Origin of the sequence: Streptomyces sp. NPDC002580, assembly GCF_042889485.1 — a bacterium.
In the GTDB taxonomy this organism is placed as follows: Bacteria; Actinomycetota; Actinomycetes; order Streptomycetales; family Streptomycetaceae; genus Streptomyces.
The window spans coordinates 340,695-357,979 of record NZ_JBIAQZ010000008.1 but is presented as its reverse complement, the minus strand read 5'-3'; the positions used below and the strand labels follow the sequence as shown (position 1 = coordinate 357,979).

The window sequence follows — 17,285 nt, the reverse complement described above, 5'->3', positions numbered from 1 at the left end:
TCCGGGCTCCCCGGCCATGTGGTGCGCGCGCAGGAGCGGGGCCCGCAGGACCGGGGCCGGGCCGAGGGTGTGGGGTCAGTGTCCCCGGACGGCGGAGGAGGCGCGCGCCGGGCGGGTGACGACGAGGCCCGGTTCACGTGGATCGGGAGCCAGGCCCGTGTCACGGTCGGCCTGGCGGAGTTCGGCCAGCAACTCGGTCTGTCCGGCGAGCAGTTCGGTGAGGATGCGGCGGGCGGCCCGCAGCAGCTCGGCGACGTCGCCGCCGGCCAGCGCGTAACTCACGGTCGAGCCCTCGCGGATGGACACCACGATGCCCGAGCGGCGCAGCACGGCCAGTTGCTGCGAGAGGTTGGAGGGTTCGATCTCGATCTCGCTCAGCAGGTCGCGCACCGAGACGGGGCCGCTCTGCAGCAGTTCCAGGACCCGGATGCGGACCGGGTGTCCGAGCATGCGGAAGAACTCGGCCTTGGCCTGGTAGAGGGGGACCTGTCTGGTCAATCGTTCGCTCCCTGCCGCCTGGGACGGGCTGTTGCGCCGGCTGGTGCGGTGGCTGTCCGCCCGCCGTCGCGCTCGGTGTCGGGGCCTGAGTACCTGCCGCCGCCAACGGTGCCCTGGGGACAGATCCTTGCGGCTCCGCCTCCGCACGCCCACGGGATTGACCCGATCTGGATGTACCGAATTGAAGAAGTCTTCAAGTCGTGGGCATGCGGAGGTACGGAGAAGGCGGTTTGTCAGACCTCGAGTTCGGATTCGATGCGTGCGAGCTGGTGGCGGGCCATGGCCAGGTTGGAGGTCGCCTTGTTGAGTACGAGGTACAGGAACATCCCGTTGCCGTTCCGGCCGGTGATCGGCCGGATCAGGTGGTACTGGGCCGAGAGCGTGATCAGGACGTCCTCGATCTTGCTCTTGAGCCCGAGGTGCTCCATCGTGCGTACCTTGGCCCGGATCACGTCGGTGTTGCCCGCCGCGGCGACATTGAGGTCGAGGTCCTTGCCGCCCCCCAGGGTGCCGAGTGCCATGCCGCTCGTGTAGTCGACGAGGGCGACGCCCAGCGCGCCCTCGATGGACGTCATCGTCTCCTTGAGGGAGATCTCCACATTTGCCATACCGATGTCTCCTCCTGGTCACCGCGCGAGCCGAGGGTTTCCGGCGCGGTCGGTGACCAGGACCCTACGGACCGTCCGGGGCGGGCAGCCGAGTTGTTCCGGGACTGGCGGAAGGAGTATCGAAAGGCTTGCCGGTCGGTGCTGAACTGACCGATGTTGCTCGCCGAATGATCGCGAACCGTGCTCGGGGCGATGGCTGGGACAGCCGGAGTGGGACGGCTGGAGCGGGGGCGAATCAGTCGGCCGAGGCGGACGCCGAACCCGCCCGGTCCCGCGCGAAGTCCGCGAACCAGGCCAGCATCTCCGGGTGGGTGACGGAACCCTCGCTGCTGACCTCGGAGCTGCGGGCACCCTGGAGGATGCGTTTGACCGGCACTTCGAGCTTCTTGCCGGTGAGCGTGCGGGGGACGGCGGCGATCGGCACGATCAGGTCGGGCACGTGGCGCGGGGACAGCCGGCCGCGGATGGCCGTGGTGATCCGCCGGCGCAGGCCGTCGTCGAGCGGGGTGCCCTCGGCGGGTACGACGAACAGCGGCATGAAGTACGCGCCGTCCTCCTGTTCCACGCCGATGACGAGGCTGTCGGCGACCTCGGGGAGCTGGTCGACGACGGCGTAGATGTCGGCGGAGCCCATGCGGACGCCCGAGCGGTTCAGCGTGGAGTCGGAGCGGCCCGCGACGACGACCGACAGGTCGGGGTCGATCGTGACCCAGTCGCCGTGCCGCCAGACACCGGGGTACGTCTCGAAGTAACTGGCCCGGTAGCGGGCGCCGTCGGGGTCGCCGACGAAGCGGAGCGGCATGGACGGCAGCGGCGCGGTCACCACCAGCTCACCCTGTTCACCCGTCAGCGGCCGCCCCCGGGGGTCCCAGGAGGCCAGGGCGACGCCGAGCGCGGGAGCCTGGATCCGGCCCACGCGGACGGGCAGCAGCGGGGTGCTGCCCGCGAGGACCGAACACACGTCCGTGCCGCCGCAGATGGACTGGAGCCGTACACCGGGGGTCAGCCGGTCGTGGACCCAGCGCCAGGTACTGGGCGGCAGGGTCGACCCGGTCTGCAGGACGGTGCGCAGCCGGTCGAGCCGGAACGTCTCCGCGGGACGGACGTCCGCCTTCTCCACGGCGGTGAGATAGGCGGCACCGAGGCCGATCACGGTCGCGCCGGTCCGTTCGGCGATCTGCCAGGCGCCGTCGACGCCGGGATGGGTCGGACTGCCGTCGTACAGGACGACCGTGCTGCCGTGGAGCAGTCCGCCGACGAGGAAGTTCCAGACCATCCAGCTGGTCGACGTGAGGAAGAGGTAGCGGTCGTCGGGCCGCAGGTCGACGCCCAGGCCCAGGGCCTTGAGCAGTTCGACCACGATGCCGCCGTGCCCCTGGACGATCCCCTTCGGAATCCCCGTGGTTCCCGACGACCACAGGATCCACAGCGGATGGTCGAACGGAACGTCGGCGAACTCCAGCGGTCCCCCGGCAGCCGGCAGCGCGGACCAGGCGTGCTGCTCCACGTCGGCCCGATCCGACCACGGTCCGGCCGGGACCGGGAAGAGGCTGTCGACGGCGAGGAGGTGGCGGACGGTGGGCAGGCCGGCCGCGAGCTCGGCGACGTCCGGGCGTTTGTCGTAGGTCTTGCCGCCGTAGCGGTACCCGTCCGCGGCCACCAGGACCGTCGGCCCCGCCTGGCGGAGCCGGGCGAGCACGCTGGGCGTGCCGAAGTCGGGGGAGCAGACCGTCCACACGGCGCCGACGGCGGCCGTGGCCAGCAGCGCCACCACGGTCTGGCGGAGGTTCGGGAGGTAACCGGCCACACGGTCGCCGGGCTCCACGCCCATCCGGCGCAGGGCGGCCGCGACGTCGGCGACCTGCCGGCGCAGCTCGTCCCAGGACGTCTCCTCGGGAGTGCCGCCCTCGGTCAGGCTCACGAGCGCGGGGCGGGTGTCCGTGGCCCGGGCGAAGCAGCGTTCGGCGAAGTTCAGCCGGGCGCCGGGGAACCAGACGGCTCCCGGCATCGACGCCTCGGCCAGTACCTCCTCGTACGCGGTGACCGCGTCCAGCCCGTAGAACTCCCACACCGCCGACCAGAAGCCCGCCAGGTCGGTGGAACTCCACTCCCACAGTTCGGCGTAGTCGGAGAAGCGGAGCCCCCGTACCTCGCTCACCCAGTCCATGAAGCTCGCGACGTTGGAGTCCTCCAACTCGGGGCGACCGGGAGACCACAGCAGGTCGGTGTCGGTGTTCATCGTTGCCCTCCTGGGCTGGACGCGGCGTTCAGCCGGCTTCTACTTCGCGGAGCAGGTCCTCCGCGCGGGGCCACGGGCCGTGTCCGGACGCGGGGTTGAGATGGCCGACCTCGCCGAGTTCCACGAGGCGGCCGCCCCAGTCGCGGGCCAGTCCGGCGACCCGCTCGACCGTGCCGAGGGGGTCGTTCGAGCTGGCCGCGACGACGCTGGGGAACGGCAGGGGTGTCCGGGGCACCGGCGTCCAGCCGTTCTCGGCGAGTGCCTCGGGGGTCGGATAACCCTCGGGCAACGGGGTCTCGAAGTCCGGCGGGGTCGCGAGCAGCGCGCCGCGCACCTGCGCCGTGCTTCCCTGGGCCCAGTGGACCGTGGTCATCACACCGGCGCTGTGCGCGACGAGGACGACGGGACCCTCGACCTCCGAGACCACCTTGTCGAGAGCCGCCACCCGCGCCGCACGACTCAGGGGGTCCTGGGTGAGCGGCGGGACGGTGCGGACGGTGCGTCCGGCCTCGGTCAGCCGGTCCGCCAGCAGGGTCTGCCAGTGGTCGGCGACGTGATCGCGCAGTCCCGGGACGATCACGATCACCGGGTCGGTTCCGGGACTCACGCGGTCACCACCGCGTCCTGCGGTTCCACCGCGGGGGCGGGGGCGCTCGTCAGACGGAGCAGATCACGGTCGTAGAAGTGGCGGCCGATGAAGAAGACGACGGTGGCGGCGACCGCGGTGAGCGGGACGACCTGCAGGGCGCCGCGCAGGCCCATGCTGTCCGCGAGCGCGCCGGTCACGGCCGGCCCGGGAGCCAGACCGATCAGGCTGTTGGCGAGGGTGAGGGTGGCGAACGCCGTCGCGGAGATCGACGACGGGGTCAGATTGGCGACCATGGCGGTCGCGGGACCGGCGGTACCGGCCGAGAGCAGCGCTCCGAACGCCAGTGCCGTCAGCTGGAGCGGGCCGGTCGGCAGCCGGAAGGCGGCCAGGAGCAGGACGAGCGAGCCGATGCTGCAGGCGATGGCGACCGTCCATTTGCGGATGGGGTAGGCCCGGCAGATGCGGTCCGAGACGATGCCGCCGACGATCATGCCGATGCCGATGACCAGGATGAAGATGCCGGCGGTGGCTCCCGCTCTGGCTTTCGGCATGTCGTAGTAGCGGTTGAAGAAGCTGGGCAGCCAGGCCATGAGGGAACCGGCGATGAAGAGCTGGAGACCGCTGCCCACGTAGGCGCTGATCACCGAGACCGAGGAGAACAGCCGGGGCAGCAGCATCCGCAGCCGGCCGCGGACATCCGGATCCGGATCCGGGTCCGCGTCGGGGGAACCGCCGTCCGGCGTCAGCCTCTTCTCCGTGACGACCAGGCCGTAGATCACGGCCAGGACCAGACCGAAGATGCCCATCACGCCGAACGCCCAGCGCCAGCCGAAGCTGTCGGCCACGGCGCCGCCGATCGACACGCCCATGACCGATCCGAAGGCGCCGCCCGCGATGAAGGCACCGGAGAGGGTGGCGCGCAGACCGATCGGGAAGATGCTCAGGACGACGGCGATGCCGACGCTCCCGTACGCGGCCTCGCCTATGCCGACGAAGAGGCGTCCGACGAACATCTGGTCGTAGTTCGCGGAGACGGCGCAGCCGAGGGTCGCCACGCTCCACATCGTCGCGGCGAGCAGCAGGCTCTTGACCCGGCCCCAGCGGTCGGCCATCAGCGACATGGGGAAGGTGAGCAGGCCGACCATGAGGGCGACGACGCCGCTGAGGGTGCCGAGCCTGGCGTCCGTGAGGAGCCACTCGCTCTTGAGGTCCGGGAAGACGGCGTTGAGGACCTGCCGGGACATGTAGTCGGACAGCAGTAGGCCGAAACTGAGGGCGAAGACCACCCAGGCGTAACGTCGGGACACGGGCCATCCGGACGAGGCGGTCTTGTCCGTCTCGGAGATGGGTCCAGCAGTGGTGTGCAACTCCATCGTCATCACCTCACGCGCTGTTGGGGAAAGGGATCTAGAAGGGTCTGTCGCCGATGATCCCGGCCCGCTCCATCCGGCGGACGGCGGGCCAGTAGTCCTGCACGGCGTAGTGCTGGGTGGAGCGGTTGTCCCAGATGGCGACACTGTTCGGGGTCCAGCGCCAGCGCACCTGGTACTCGGGGACGGCGGCCTGGCCGATCAGGTAGTTGAGCAGGAGACCCGCGCCGGGGGCGAAGTCCTGCCCGAACCGTACGTTCTCCGGTGTGTGGTAATTGACGAAGTGGGTGGTGAACGCGTTGACGAAGAGGATCTCCTCGCCGGTCTCGGGGTGGACGCGCACCACCGGGTGCTCGGCGTCCGGGAACTGCGCCTTGAGCGCGTGCCGCTTCTCCTGCGGCATGACGGCGCCGAACGTGGCCTCGATGCTGTGCCGGGCCCGCAGACCACGGATCTTGGTACGGATGTCCTCGGGCAGCCGGCGGTAGGCCTCGGCCATGTTGACCCAGATCGTGTCCCCGCCGACGGGCGGCCCCTCGATACAGCGCAGCACCGCGCCCATGGACGGGTTCTCGCGCCAAGTGCCGTCGGTGTGAAGGGCGTTCTCGTAGTGCTCCGCCGGACTGTCCAGGTCCTTGTAGATCCGCACCAGTCCCGGGTGTTCGGGGTCGCTGCCGGCGACTGGGTGGTCCTCCAGCGCGCCGAACCGCTCGGCGAAGGCGACGTGTTCGGCGCGCGTGATGTCCTGGTCCCGCAGGAACAGCACCTTGTACTGGAGCAGCAGGGCCCTGATCTCGTCGAACAGGTCGTCGTCGCGGGACGCGTCGCCGAGGTTCACGCCGGAGAGTTCCGCACCGATGTTGCAGGTCAGCGGTTCGACCCTGATCGAGCCGCGGGTGTGGGCGTGGACCGCCGGGCCCTCGGGCGGAGCGAGCGTGTGTTCCATGGTGCTTCCTCCTGGAGTCAGTGGAGTTGGCCGCGGGAGTTGTCGGTTCAGAGGACGAGGACGGACGAGCCGGTGGTCTTTCCCGTCTCCAGCTCGCGGTGTGCCTGGGCGGCGTCCCGCAGGGCGAAGCGCTGGTTGACCTCGATGGAGATGCGGCCGGAGGTGACGTGGTCGAAGAGTTCGCCCGCGAGTTCCGCCCGCTCGGCGGGGTCCGCGATGTAGTCGGCGAGTGCGGGCCGGGTGACGAACAGGGAGCCCTGGACGGCGAGTTGCATGGCGTCGATGGGCGGGACGGGACCCGAGGCGGTGCCGAAGCAGACCAGCAGACCGCGGCGCCGCAGGGACGCGAGCGAGTCGGCGTAGGTGGTCTTGCCGATGCTGTCGAAGGCGACCGGGACCCCGGCGCCGTCGGTGAGTTCACGGACCCGCTCGGCGACGTTCTCGTGCCGGTAGTGGATGACGTGGTCGCAGCCGTGCGCGCGGGCCAGCTCGGCCTTCTCCTCGGTGGAGACGGTGCCGATGACGTTCAGACCGAGCAGCTTGGCCCACTGGCTGACGATGAGGCCCACCCCGCCCGCCGCCGCGGTCAGCAGGATGGTGTCACCCGCCTTGAGGGGGTGGATCCTGCGGAGCAGGTAGGCGGAGGTCAGACCGCGCATGGTCATCGCGGCGGCGGTCTCGAAGGAGATGCCGTCGGGCAGCCGGATCAGGGAGTCGACGGGCATGACCCGCTCGGTGCTGTAGGCGCCGAGCGGACTGCCCGTGTACGTGACCCGGTCGCCCTCGGCGACCTGGGTGACGCCCTCGCCCACCGCCTCCACCACGCCGGCGCCCTCGACGCCGAGCCCGGCGGGCAGCGGCGCCGGGTAGAGCCCGGTGCGGAAGTAGGTGTCGGCGAAGTTGAGTCCGACGGCGTGGTGGCGGACGCGGACCTCACCGGGGCCGGGGTCGCCGACGACGACCTCCTCCCAGCTCAGGACCTCGGGGCCGCCGGTCTCCTTGAATCGAATGGCGTGAGCCACGGGAGCGCTCCGTTGTTGGTGTCGGGTGACGGGGACGGGGGCGGGGAAGGGGCCGCCGGAGCCGGGGGGTCTGGCTCCGGCGGCCGCGTGGCGTGACGGGCGGACGGCCCCGAGGCGGCCCCGGCCGCGATCGGCCGAGGCGCGGCCTGGGGGAAGGGCCGTCGTTCGAGCGGGTGACGGGGTGTGACCGGCGTGCGGGCCGCGGCCCGTCGCCGGACGGTCGTCCTCGCCGCGGCCCGGCGGGCCCGGACGGGGATCCGGGCCGCGGCCGGGCCCGCCGGCGTGGTGGTGCGCGGTCCGGTCAGGCGTCGCGCAGCATGAAGCCGCGTCGGCCGGGAACGCGGTTCGGGACCATGCCGAGGCGGGCCAGCGTCTCGTCGGCGCCCGAGTAGGTCTCGCCGAGCTTGTAGATCTTCCGGGCCTCCGCGCCGGTCGCGATGTCACGGCCGAGCGCCTCGGAGATCTGCACCATCTGCTCGACCTGCTCGACGCTGGACATGCGCTCGCCCTTGCGCCGCCACAGGTTGTCCTCGTTGCCCACCCGGACGTGCACGCCGAGCGCGATGCCGATCGCGTTCATGGGCGCCACGGCGCGCATGGAGGCTTCGATCGTCAGGACGGCGCCGTCCGGGGCGCGACGGACGAACTCGATGAGGTCGGCCGGGTGACGGCCGGCGAAACCGCCGCCGATCGCCACGTAGTTGAGGATCAGCGGTCCGGTGTGGATGCCGGCGCGGATCAGCCGCTCGACGGTCTCGAGCTGGGCCAGGGTGGCGAGCTGGAAGTGCGGCTGGATGCCGCTCGCGGCCAGGCGCTTGAGGTGCTCCAGGTAGAAGTCCGGACCGGCCTCCAGGTACATGTCCCGGTACGCCTTGTAGTAGTCCGGCTTGGCGATCGAGGTGCCTTCCAGATCGTCGTCGGTCATGATCTCGACGATGTTCATCTGGCTGGTGTTGATCGCGATGGTGACCTGGTCGGGCTTCGGGTCCAGGTCGGCGAGCATGTGGCGGCTGTCGAAGTCGAGCCACTTGGCGTCCGAGCCCTCGCCCTCCGGGGCGAAGGAGATCGATCCGCCGATCTGCAGGACCATGTCCGGCACGGCCTCGCGCAGCCGTCCGATGAGCTCGTTGAACATGGACAGCCGCTTGGAGCCCTTGCCGTCGAGCTCGCGCACGTGGATGTGCAGCACGGTGGCGCCGGCGTTGTAGCAGTCGACGGCCGCCTGTACGTGCTCGTCCATCGTCAGGGGAAGGTCGTCGGCGTCCCCGGGAAGCCATTCGGGCCCGTAGGGAGCGGCCTGGATGACCAACTTCTCCTGGTTCTCGGGGAACAGTGAGTCGTCGTGGAAGTGCACGGTCCGTCTCCTTCGTCGGATCGGTGATCACTCGCCGGGGACATCGCCGCGTGCTGCGCGCGGCTGGGATGTCCGGCGGGATCGATGCGGGTCACCGGTGGCAGCGGGCGCGAACCGGCCCGCTGTGGTCGGCCGTTCAGGAAGGAGCGCGGGGGGTGGCACGGCTCCCTTCCGGCGGCCGACCGCGTCTTCTGTGCGGTGGTGCCAAGGTAGGGCCGGTCACAGGGGTGTGCTTGCCGCCACGGGACAGATGATTTGTCATTTGGGGACATCTGTTGCCAGGTGCTTCGAGAGGGCGCGCCGGCGGACCTACCCGTCCCGCCCGTCCCGGCAGGGGAGTTGACTAAGAGGGCCGGCTGCCGCGCCACTCCCGCGGACTGCAGCCGAACTGCTCGCGGAACCAGCGGGAGAAACCGCTCAGGGAGGAGAAGCCCAGCAGATCGGAGATCTCCGTGAGCGAGCGCCGAGGGTTGGCGACGAACTGCTCCGCGAGGTGGCGGCGGGTGGCGTTCAGGAGGGACGAGAACGTCTCGTCCGTGGCGGCCAGTTGGCGGTGGACGGTGCGCCGGTCCACGCCCAGGCTGCGCGCCACCTGCTCGACCGAGCAGCGTCCCGTCGGGAGCAGGACCTCGATCAGTTCGCGCACCCGGTCGGCGGCGGTGGTGTCCTTGGGCACGGCGATCGCGTCGAAGTACTGGCGGGCGTACTCGCGCAGCAGCGGGTCGGCCATGGCGTTGGGCGCGTCCAGGTCGTCGGCGTAGAAGACGATGCCGTCGATCTCGCGGCCGAACTCCACGCTGGGTCCGAACGCGTGCACGTGTGCCGAGACGTCGGTCGGCGCGGAGTGCCGGAACCACACGGAGAGCGGCTGCCAGTCGGTGTGCAGGAAGGCGCCGAGGATGCGGTGGAAGGCGGCCACGGCCAGCTCCGTCGCCTGCCGGGACTCCATCACCTCGCCCAGCCGCAGATCCACCTTCAGCGTGGCCAGCCCGTCCCCCTCGGACAGCCGGGCGTGCAGGATCTCGTTGTACATGTACTGGTGGCGGATCAGCAGTTCCAGCGCGCTGCGCACGTCGGGCTCCTCGCGGACCACCAGGCTGATGGGCCCGAGGTTGGAGAAGCGGCGGAACTCGGCCAGCCGTACCCCGAAGTCCTCGTGGCCGGACTCGGCGGCCGACAGTTCGAGCACCTGGACAGCGGCCGTGCCGGAGATCCACCGGTCCTGGACGGTGAGAGCGGCGGTGTCCAGACCCACCCGCTTCAGGAGCGCCTGCGGGTCGATGCCGAGGGATCGGCACAGTTCGACGTAGCCGCTCAGGGCGGCTGTGCGGACCAGGGGTCTCATGAGCACACTCCAGGAATGTCCCGAAAAGCCAAATCTCCTGTCCCGTCACGACAAGCGCGGCGGTGGTCGAGGAACCTAGCATGACGCCGTTCACCGGCCGGGCCCGCTCAGGGAGAGCCCTCGCCGGCAGGTGGACGCGCGACGGATCGGAGGCGAACATGACCGGAACGACGGACGCGGACCAGGCGCTGCCCACGCCCCGCCCGGACCCCTCGGTGTGGAAGGGCCCGGACCTCGCACACTCCGAGGAATGGCGACCGCGCCTCTCGGCCGCGGGACTCGCCGAGATCGACTCGGCCCTGCGCGAGGCGCGCAGACGGGACCGCACCCTGCTGAGGCTGACGGCCGCCGACTTCCCGCTCCCCACACTCGCCGGCGAGCTGGCCCGCGTCGCCGACGACCTCGCACGGGGGCGCGGTTTCGCGGTCGTCCGGGGAATCCCCGTGGAACGCCTCGGCGAGACGGCGGCGAGCACCGTCTTCTGGGGCCTCGTCCGGCACCTGGGGCACCCCGTCCCCCAGAACGCGGACGGACTCGTCCTCGGCCATGTCCGGGACACCGGACACGGCCGAGGCGGCCCCGCCGCACGCGGCCACGGCACGCGGGAGGCGCTGCCCTTCCACACCGCGGGCGCCGATCTCCTCGCCCTGCTGCCGCTGCGGACGCCCCGCTCGGGCGGCCACGTCTCCCTGGTCAGCTCGGCGGCGGTCCTCGAAGCGGTACGGGACCTGCGCCCCGACCTGGCCGAGCGCCTGTACCGCCCGTACTGCTTCGACCGCCGTGACGAACAGGCTCCCGAGGAGGCGCCCTGCACGACCGCCCCGCTGGTTTCCCGCCACGACGGCTCCGCGGACGCGCTGACCCTGCGCTACGACCGGTACTGTCTGGAATCGGCCCAGCGCTTCCCCCAGGTGCCCCGCCTGGAGCCGGCGGACCGTGAACTCTTCGACCTCATCGACCAGGTGTCGGCCTCCCCGGAACACCGGCTCGACCTCGACCTCCGGGCCGGTGACCTGCTCCTGGTCAACACGCACCGGGTGATGCACGCCCGATCGGCGTTCGAGGACCATGAATCGCCGGAACGCAGAAGCCATGCGCTGTGCCTCTGGCTGGCCTTCCCCCAGGGGCCCGGCGGCCAGGCCACCCGGCACCGGGTCACCCTTCGTGATGTGATCCGACCCCGTGACACCGCCTCGCCCAGCGGAACGAACTCTAGGAGATCCCCGGCATGACCGACCTCGTCACCCTCCTGGCCGCCTCGGCCGCCGCCCACGGCGACCGCGTGGCCGTCCGCCACGACGACAGCACGCTGACCTACGCCGAACTGGACGACGCGAGCGCCCGGCTCGCCACACTCCTGCTGGACCGCGGTCTCGCGCCGGGCGACCGGGTCGCGATGACCATGCCCAACGTCCCCCTGTTCCCGGTCGTCTACTACGGCATCCTGCGGGCCGGCGGTGTCGTCGTCCCCATGAACCCGCTGCTCAAGGCCCGCGAGGTCGCCTTCACCCTGCGCGACTGCGGAGCGCGCGTCGCCCTGGTGTCCCCGCTGTTCGCCGACGAGGTGACGAAGGCCGCCGCCGAGACGGGGACCGAGGCCCTGGTGACCGAGCCGGAGGCCTTCGGCGCCCTGCTGCGCGGCCACGAACCGCTGCGCGAGGCCGTAGAGCGGACCGAGGACGATCCCGCCCTGATCCTCTACACCTCGGGAACCACCGGAACGCCCAAGGGAGCCCAGCTCACCCACCGGAACCTGGCCACCAACACCCTCACCACGTCCGAGACGCTGCTCCAGGTCGGACCCGACGACGTGCTCTTCGGCGGCCTCCCCCTCTTCCACGCCTTCGGCCAGACCTGCGCGCTCAACACGGCCGTCGCCGCCGGCGCCACGCTGACCCTGCTGCCCCGGTTCGACCCGAAGCGAGCCCTGGAGATCATGGCCCGGGACGGGGTCACCGTGTTCCTGGGCGTGCCGACGATGTACGCGGCGCTCCTCCACGCCGAACTCCCCGACGGGCTCGACCTCGGCCGGCTGCGCCTGGCCGTCTCCGGCGGTTCCGCGCTTCCGGTCGAGGTGCTGCACGGTTTCGAGCGGCGCTTCGACGCTCCCGTGCTGGAGGGGTACGGACTGTCCGAGACGTCACCGGTCGCCGCGTTCAACCACCCGGACCGCCCGCGCAAGGCCGGGTCGATCGGCGTTCCCATCCGCGGCGTCGAGATGCGGCTCGTCGCCGAGGACGGCGGTGAGGTCGCGTCCGGCGAGGTCGGCGAGATCGCCATCCGCGGCGAGAACATCATGACCGGCTACTGGAACCGCCCGGACGCCACCGCGGACGCGATCCGCGACGGCTGGTTCCACAGCGGCGATCTCGCCCGCGTCGACGACGACGGCTTCTACTTCATCGTCGACCGCAAGAAGGACATGATCATCCGCGGTGGCTACAACGTCTACCCGCGGGAGATCGAGGAGGTGCTGTACGAGCACCCCGCCGTCGCCGAGGCGGCCGTCGTCGGTGTGCCGCACCCGCTGCACGGTGAGGAGGTGGCCGCGGTGGTCACGCTCCGGCCCGGCGCGAAGGCCACGGCCGAGGAGATCATCACCCACACCAAGGAACGGGTCGCGGCGTACAAGTACCCGCGCGTCGTCACGATCGCGACCGAACTGCCCAAGGGGCCCACGGGCAAGATCCTCAAGCGCGAGATCGTCGTCAGCGGCCCGTGAGGCGCTGAGGGCGGGGGACGGTCTCCTCGCGGCGGCAGCGAGGAGACCGGCCCGTCCGCGCCCGATCGCGCGGGGCCGGCTACGTACGACCCCGGCCGATGGACCGGAACGCGGAAGAACCCCGGTGCCTGAACGCGGGCGAGCCCCTGCGCCGGAACGTGGGTCGTTCCCCGTGCTCGCGCGGCGCCGTCTGCCGGACGTACGGGACCGTGAACGGACGGAAGGCGAGGGCGGCGGCCGACCCGGCTCCCGGCGGGACCCGTCCCGTCGGCGGAGCCCCCGGGACCACGGCCTCGCCCCCGCGACCGCGGAGGTGAGGCACCGCCCCGTCACGGATCCGGCCTCCAGGACGGTGGCTGGACCGCCCTGCCGCCGTCGGCGCTCCGGCGGCGGGGCCCGGCGAGGATCAGGCTCTCGACGGCCTCGTACCGTCCCCGCTCCCGGGTCGCCGCGCGGCGACCCGACAGCACACTGCCGAGCCAGCCGAAGGCGAAGCCGAGCGGGATCGACACCAGCCCCGTGGTGGTGAACGGGAACCAGTTGAAGTCGGCGGTGGGGAAGGCGGACGTCGGCGAGCCGGACACCAGCCTGGTGCCCGGCATCAGGATCAGGACGCCGAGGGTGCCGCCGATGAGCGTGCTCATCAGACCGGCGCGCGTGTAGCGGCGCCAGAAGAGGCTGTAGACCAGGGCGGGGGCGATCGCCGAGGCGCCCACGCAGAAGGACAGCGTGGCGAGGGGTTGCAGACTGCGGTGCTGGACGAGGACCGCGAGAGCGATCACGGGGGCACCGACGACCAGGGCCGAGCCACGCGCGAAGGCCGTCTCCCGCTGCGGTGACATGTCGGCCTTCCCGCCCGCGAAGATGTCGTGGGCCAGCGAGTTGGCGCAGGCGAGTGTCATCCCGGCGACCGAGGCGAGCAGCGTGAGGAAGATCGCGGTGGTGACCGTGGTGAGCACGAGGGTCTCCGCCCGGGACACCGCCGGCCCGAACGCGGCCCGCGAGCCCAGCAGATAGGCCGTGTGCCCGCGCGGGTCCGCGGCGGCGACGCCGGCCCGGCCGACCATCGCCGTCGCGCCGATGGCCACGACCCCCGCCACCAGCATGAACAACGCCACCGAGGACACCGCCCAGGACATCGAACGCCGTACCTGGCGGGCGCTGTTCGCGGTGAACATGCGCATCGTCACATGCGGCAGACAGGCGCCGCCCAGCACGATGGCGAACTGCGTGCTGATCATGTCGAGCCGCGGGTGCGGGCCGCCGGCGAACTGGAGCCCGCCGTGCAGGAATTCGTCCGGAGCGCCACTGCGCTTCGCGGCCGTGGTGAACAGGTCCGCGGGATTCCAGTGGAACCGGCTCAGCACGAGCACGGCGACGACCGTTCCGGAGCCGAGGAGCACCACCATCTTCAGGATCTGGATCAACGCGGTGCCGCGCATGCCCCCGATCGCCGCGTAGGTGATCATCAGGCCGCCGACCCCCATGATGCAGCCGGTCTTCGTCGCGTTGTCGGAGAAACCGAGGATGAACGCCAACAGCTGCCCCGTACTGGCGAGTTGGACGAGCATCATCGGGACGAGCGCGGCGATCGTGACACCGCACGCGGTGATCCGTACGCCGCGTCCGGGCATCCGGCGGGCCAGCACGTCACCCATCGTGAACTTGCCCGTGTTCCGCAGGGGTTCGGCCAGCAGGAACATCAGCACCAGCAGGGACAGCAGGGTGCTCAGCGCCAGGACGACACCGTCGAAGCCGCAGAGGGCGATTACACCGCCGATGGTCAGGACGGTCGCCGCGGAGATGTAGTCGCCCGCGATGGCCAGTCCGTTGCGCAGCGGGGAGAGCGAGCGGTAGCCGGTGTAGAACTCGGCGAGGTCGTCGCTGTCGGGGCCGGTCACCACGCACAGCAGCAGCGTGATCGTGACCGCTACGGAGAAGGCCACGAGGGACCAGGACTCCGTGGAGCCGCCGAAGGCGTTCACCTGTCCCGCTCGGCGCTCGTCCAGGGGGTGCTGCGGTTCACGCGGCGGGCGAGGGGGTCGACGTAGCGGCGGGCGGTGCGCTCGTAGAGCAGTACGGCGAGCCAGGTGGCCGGGATCTGGGAGAGGGCGATCACCAGCCCCGTCGGCAGACCTCCGGAGACGGGACGGGCCATCAGGCCGGGGCAGCCGGCCGAGAGTCCGAGGAAGACGGTGAAACAGCCGAGCACCGTGAACGTGGTCACGCGCCGCTGCCGCCGGTAGGCGCGGCGCAGGATGCGCAGATCGCGATGGTGCCCGGTCCAGGTGCGGGGTGACGCCCCGCCGCGTAACGGTTCCCCGGCGGGCTCGGGGGCCTGAGGCACGGGGTCGCCGTACTGTCCTCGGGTCGGTCGCTCGGGATGCGGGACGGAGCTGTCGTACGACATGCCGGTCTCCTGGTGGGGGTGCGGCCCGGCGTACATGGACCGTGGGACGGTGGGGGAGCGGCTCGGGTCCTCGCACGCTATTCGGCCCTTCGGCCCATGCGAAGCGGTTTCCCTCAAGTGCCTGGTCGGAGTGCGTCCAAGCCGCTGACCTCGCCTGTTGTCGGTGAAACCGCTGTGGTGGCGGGGCCCGGAGTGAGGGATGGGGCGCGCTGGGCGGAGACCTTCCGCGCACGGGACGCGTCGTCCCTCCGGCCCCGCCGGAGGGCGCCCGGGGTACGGGGGACGAGCGGTGGGGCCGTCGTCGAGCCGGTCCGGCGCGGTGCGCCCGGCGCGGATCCCGCGGAAGCCGGCGGTCACGCCCGTCCGCGGTCAGGAGGAGTCACTCAGTTCGTGCAGCGGCGTCCCGTGCGCCCAGCGCGTGAGGCACGAACCGTCGATCAGACGGACGCCGCCCTGCCGACGTGCCCACTGGACGTCACGCCGGCTGAACGCCCCGCGGTGCACCACGAGACGAAGCGGGGGGCCCGTTCGGTCCGGACGGGCCGTGCGGGAGGGCGCGTCCTCGTCGGGCAGCGGTTCCGCCACGGGCCGGAAGGCGACCTCCAGACGCCGCCCGTGACCGTCCCGCGCGCGCACCCGTACCCGGACGCGGTCCTCGGTCCTCGGCGGAGCGAGGACGCGCCACCCGTCCCGGCGCAGCATCCGCGACACGGCGAGGGCCAGCCCTTGCGTGTCGAGCTCGGAGAGTTCCTCGGGTGTGTAGAAGCCGCGGCGGCGCCGGGCGAACGGCCGGTGACGGAGCATCGCCGCGGGGGCGCCGACGGCCAGCAGGACCAGCGCGCCCAGAGGCACTGCCATGCCGGCCGCGCGGTAGCCGACGGCGAGTCCGGCGACGACCGCGCACAGGGTGGCGACGACCACGGCCAGGGCGGGCAGCACGTCACGAAGCGCGGGCCCGTACGTTCCCTCCGCGCGCAGCCTGCGGATCGTCCGCCGCCGTTGCGCGCGTCCGGACAAGTCCGTTACGGACGGCCGCCCCCTCCGTACCACTCGGGTCCCCCAACCCTCGCGCGGTTTCGATCTGCGCTAGGGGCTACCCCTCGGAGGCGGGCCGGTCCCGCCGAAGCGGTATCCGGCCACGAATCCGGCTGAACTCTTTCCTGCCCGGGCGACAGGCGGGTCACGATCGCTTCCGGGGGCCGCTGGGTCCCGCGTGACGGGTCGCGCGGCGCGCACCCGACGGGGGCGGCGGGTGGTGCGCCGCCGCCCCCGTCGGCACGCGTCCCCGGGACGGACCCGGGCCGTCGGACCGGTCAGACGGTGCCGCAGTCGGAGATGACGAGCTTCTTGGAGGTGGTGCCGGAGCGGCTGCCGAGCGCCTCGATCGCCTTCACGACGTCCATGCCCGACACGACCTCGCCGAAGACGACGTGCTTGTTGTCCAGCCAGTCGGTGACGATGGTGGTGATGAAGAACTGCGAGCCGTTGGTGTTCGGGCCCGCGTTGGCCATGGACAGCAGTCCCGGCTTGGTGTGCTTCAGCGTGAAGTTCTCGTCGGCGAACTTCTCGCCGTAGATGCTCTTGCCGCCCGTGCCGTTCTGCCGCGTGAAGTCGCCACCCTGGAGCATGAAGTCCGGGATGACCCGATGGAACGGCGAACCCTTGTACCCGAAACCGTTCGTGCCGGTGGCGAGCTCACGGAAGTTCCGCGCGGTCTTCGGGACGACGTCGTCATAGAGTTTGAACTCGATGCGGCCCAGCGGCTCGCCGTCGGCGGTGACCTCGAAGAAGACGTTCTCGCTCATTGCTCTGCTCCTCATGGATGCGAATGTCGCCCCCGAGCATAGAGAGGCTGAGGGGTCGGACGCGTGACCGGGGGTGATCATTCGCCGTGTGGCCGTGGTCACGGAGCGCTGAACCGCCGGCGAACCGCGTTCCGGACATCACCGAGATTTCCACCAGGGCGGAACCGGTCGACCCGGCGGCCGGATCCGCGCCCCAGCGGGCCGGGAACCGCGCGTCCGTCCGCCCCGAACGGTCCACGCCTTCGGCGGGCCGCCGAACGGGGGACTTCGGGAAGGGCGCCTCGATTCACGGTTCCGGCAGGCCGGTTCGCGACCGGATCTGAGGACACCGGCAGGTCCGGCCCCTCACGCGCCACGCGTCAGGAGCCGGACCACGG

15 protein-coding genes are annotated in these 17,285 nt (G+C 71.4%); 2 read left to right on the top strand and 13 right to left on the bottom strand.

Annotated elements, in window-relative coordinates; translation table 11 throughout:
- Positions 1-75: 75 nt before the first annotated feature.
- The 9 genes from ACFYW7_RS25415 to ACFYW7_RS25375 all read right to left on the bottom strand — a co-directional run bounded on the left by ACFYW7_RS25415 (position 76) and on the right by ACFYW7_RS25375 (position 9,971).
- Positions 76-498 (bottom strand): ArsR/SmtB family transcription factor, encoded by a 423-nt coding sequence (locus ACFYW7_RS25415; protein WP_389506168.1) that lies wholly within the window; start codon positions 496-498, stop codon positions 76-78.
- A gap of 233 nt (positions 499-731) precedes the next feature.
- Positions 732-1,106, bottom strand: a complete 375-nt coding sequence (locus ACFYW7_RS25410; RefSeq protein ID WP_389506166.1) for a hypothetical protein — start codon at positions 1,104-1,106, stop codon at positions 732-734.
- Between the two features lie 235 nt (positions 1,107-1,341).
- Complete coding sequence (locus ACFYW7_RS25405; protein WP_389506164.1) at positions 1,342-3,345, bottom strand: acetoacetate--CoA ligase; 2,004 nt, start codon at positions 3,343-3,345, stop codon at positions 1,342-1,344.
- 28 nt (positions 3,346-3,373) lie between these two features.
- Positions 3,374-3,952 (bottom strand): RBBP9/YdeN family alpha/beta hydrolase, encoded by a 579-nt coding sequence (locus tag ACFYW7_RS25400; RefSeq protein WP_389506162.1) that lies wholly within the window; start codon positions 3,950-3,952, stop codon positions 3,374-3,376.
- Complete coding sequence (locus ACFYW7_RS25395) at positions 3,949-5,307, bottom strand: MFS transporter (protein WP_389506160.1); 1,359 nt, start codon at positions 5,305-5,307, stop codon at positions 3,949-3,951. Before ACFYW7_RS25395 ends, ACFYW7_RS25400 begins: the two co-directional genes overlap by 4 nt.
- A gap of 34 nt (positions 5,308-5,341) precedes the next feature.
- Positions 5,342-6,250, bottom strand: a complete 909-nt coding sequence (locus ACFYW7_RS25390; RefSeq protein ID WP_389506158.1) for a TauD/TfdA dioxygenase family protein — start codon at positions 6,248-6,250, stop codon at positions 5,342-5,344.
- Between the two features lie 47 nt (positions 6,251-6,297).
- The gene (locus tag ACFYW7_RS25385; RefSeq protein WP_389506156.1) at positions 6,298-7,272 is read right to left on the bottom strand and encodes a quinone oxidoreductase family protein; all 975 of its coding nucleotides are present in this window, start codon (positions 7,270-7,272) and stop codon (positions 6,298-6,300) included.
- 301 nt (positions 7,273-7,573) lie between these two features.
- Entirely contained in the window at positions 7,574-8,626 is a 1,053-nt protein-coding gene (locus ACFYW7_RS25380; RefSeq protein WP_389506154.1) for a 3-keto-5-aminohexanoate cleavage protein, read from the bottom strand.
- Between the two features lie 343 nt (positions 8,627-8,969).
- A complete protein-coding gene (locus ACFYW7_RS25375) occupies positions 8,970-9,971 on the bottom strand; it encodes an AraC family transcriptional regulator (RefSeq protein WP_389506151.1) in 1,002 nt (333 codons plus the stop codon).
- A gap of 80 nt (positions 9,972-10,051) precedes the next feature.
- Here ACFYW7_RS25375 and ACFYW7_RS25370 point away from each other — a divergent pair, with 80 nt between their 5' ends.
- Together ACFYW7_RS25370 and ACFYW7_RS25365 are read left to right on the top strand one after the other, a co-directional pair.
- The gene (locus ACFYW7_RS25370; RefSeq protein ID WP_389506148.1) at positions 10,052-11,203 is read left to right on the top strand and encodes a TauD/TfdA family dioxygenase; all 1,152 of its coding nucleotides are present in this window, start codon (positions 10,052-10,054) and stop codon (positions 11,201-11,203) included.
- Positions 11,200-12,693: a long-chain fatty acid--CoA ligase gene (locus ACFYW7_RS25365; RefSeq protein WP_389506146.1), complete on the top strand. Its 1,494-nt coding sequence runs from the start codon at positions 11,200-11,202 to the stop codon at positions 12,691-12,693. Before ACFYW7_RS25370 ends, ACFYW7_RS25365 begins: the two co-directional genes overlap by 4 nt.
- A gap of 329 nt (positions 12,694-13,022) precedes the next feature.
- On the opposite strand, the gene ACFYW7_RS25360 is transcribed toward ACFYW7_RS25365, so the two are convergent.
- From ACFYW7_RS25360 to ACFYW7_RS25345, 4 genes are all read right to left on the bottom strand, one after another.
- Entirely contained in the window at positions 13,023-14,678 is a 1,656-nt protein-coding gene (locus ACFYW7_RS25360) for a cation acetate symporter (protein ID WP_389506144.1), read from the bottom strand.
- Entirely contained in the window at positions 14,675-15,103 is a 429-nt protein-coding gene (locus ACFYW7_RS25355; RefSeq protein WP_389506142.1) for a DUF485 domain-containing protein, read from the bottom strand. Before ACFYW7_RS25355 ends, ACFYW7_RS25360 begins: the two co-directional genes overlap by 4 nt.
- Before the next feature lie 369 nt (positions 15,104-15,472).
- Positions 15,473-16,120, bottom strand: a complete 648-nt coding sequence (locus ACFYW7_RS25350; RefSeq protein WP_389506138.1) for a hypothetical protein — start codon at positions 16,118-16,120, stop codon at positions 15,473-15,475.
- 296 nt (positions 16,121-16,416) lie between these two features.
- A complete protein-coding gene (locus ACFYW7_RS25345; protein WP_389506136.1) occupies positions 16,417-16,908 on the bottom strand; it encodes a peptidylprolyl isomerase in 492 nt (163 codons plus the stop codon).
- Positions 16,909-17,285: the final 377 nt, after the last annotated feature.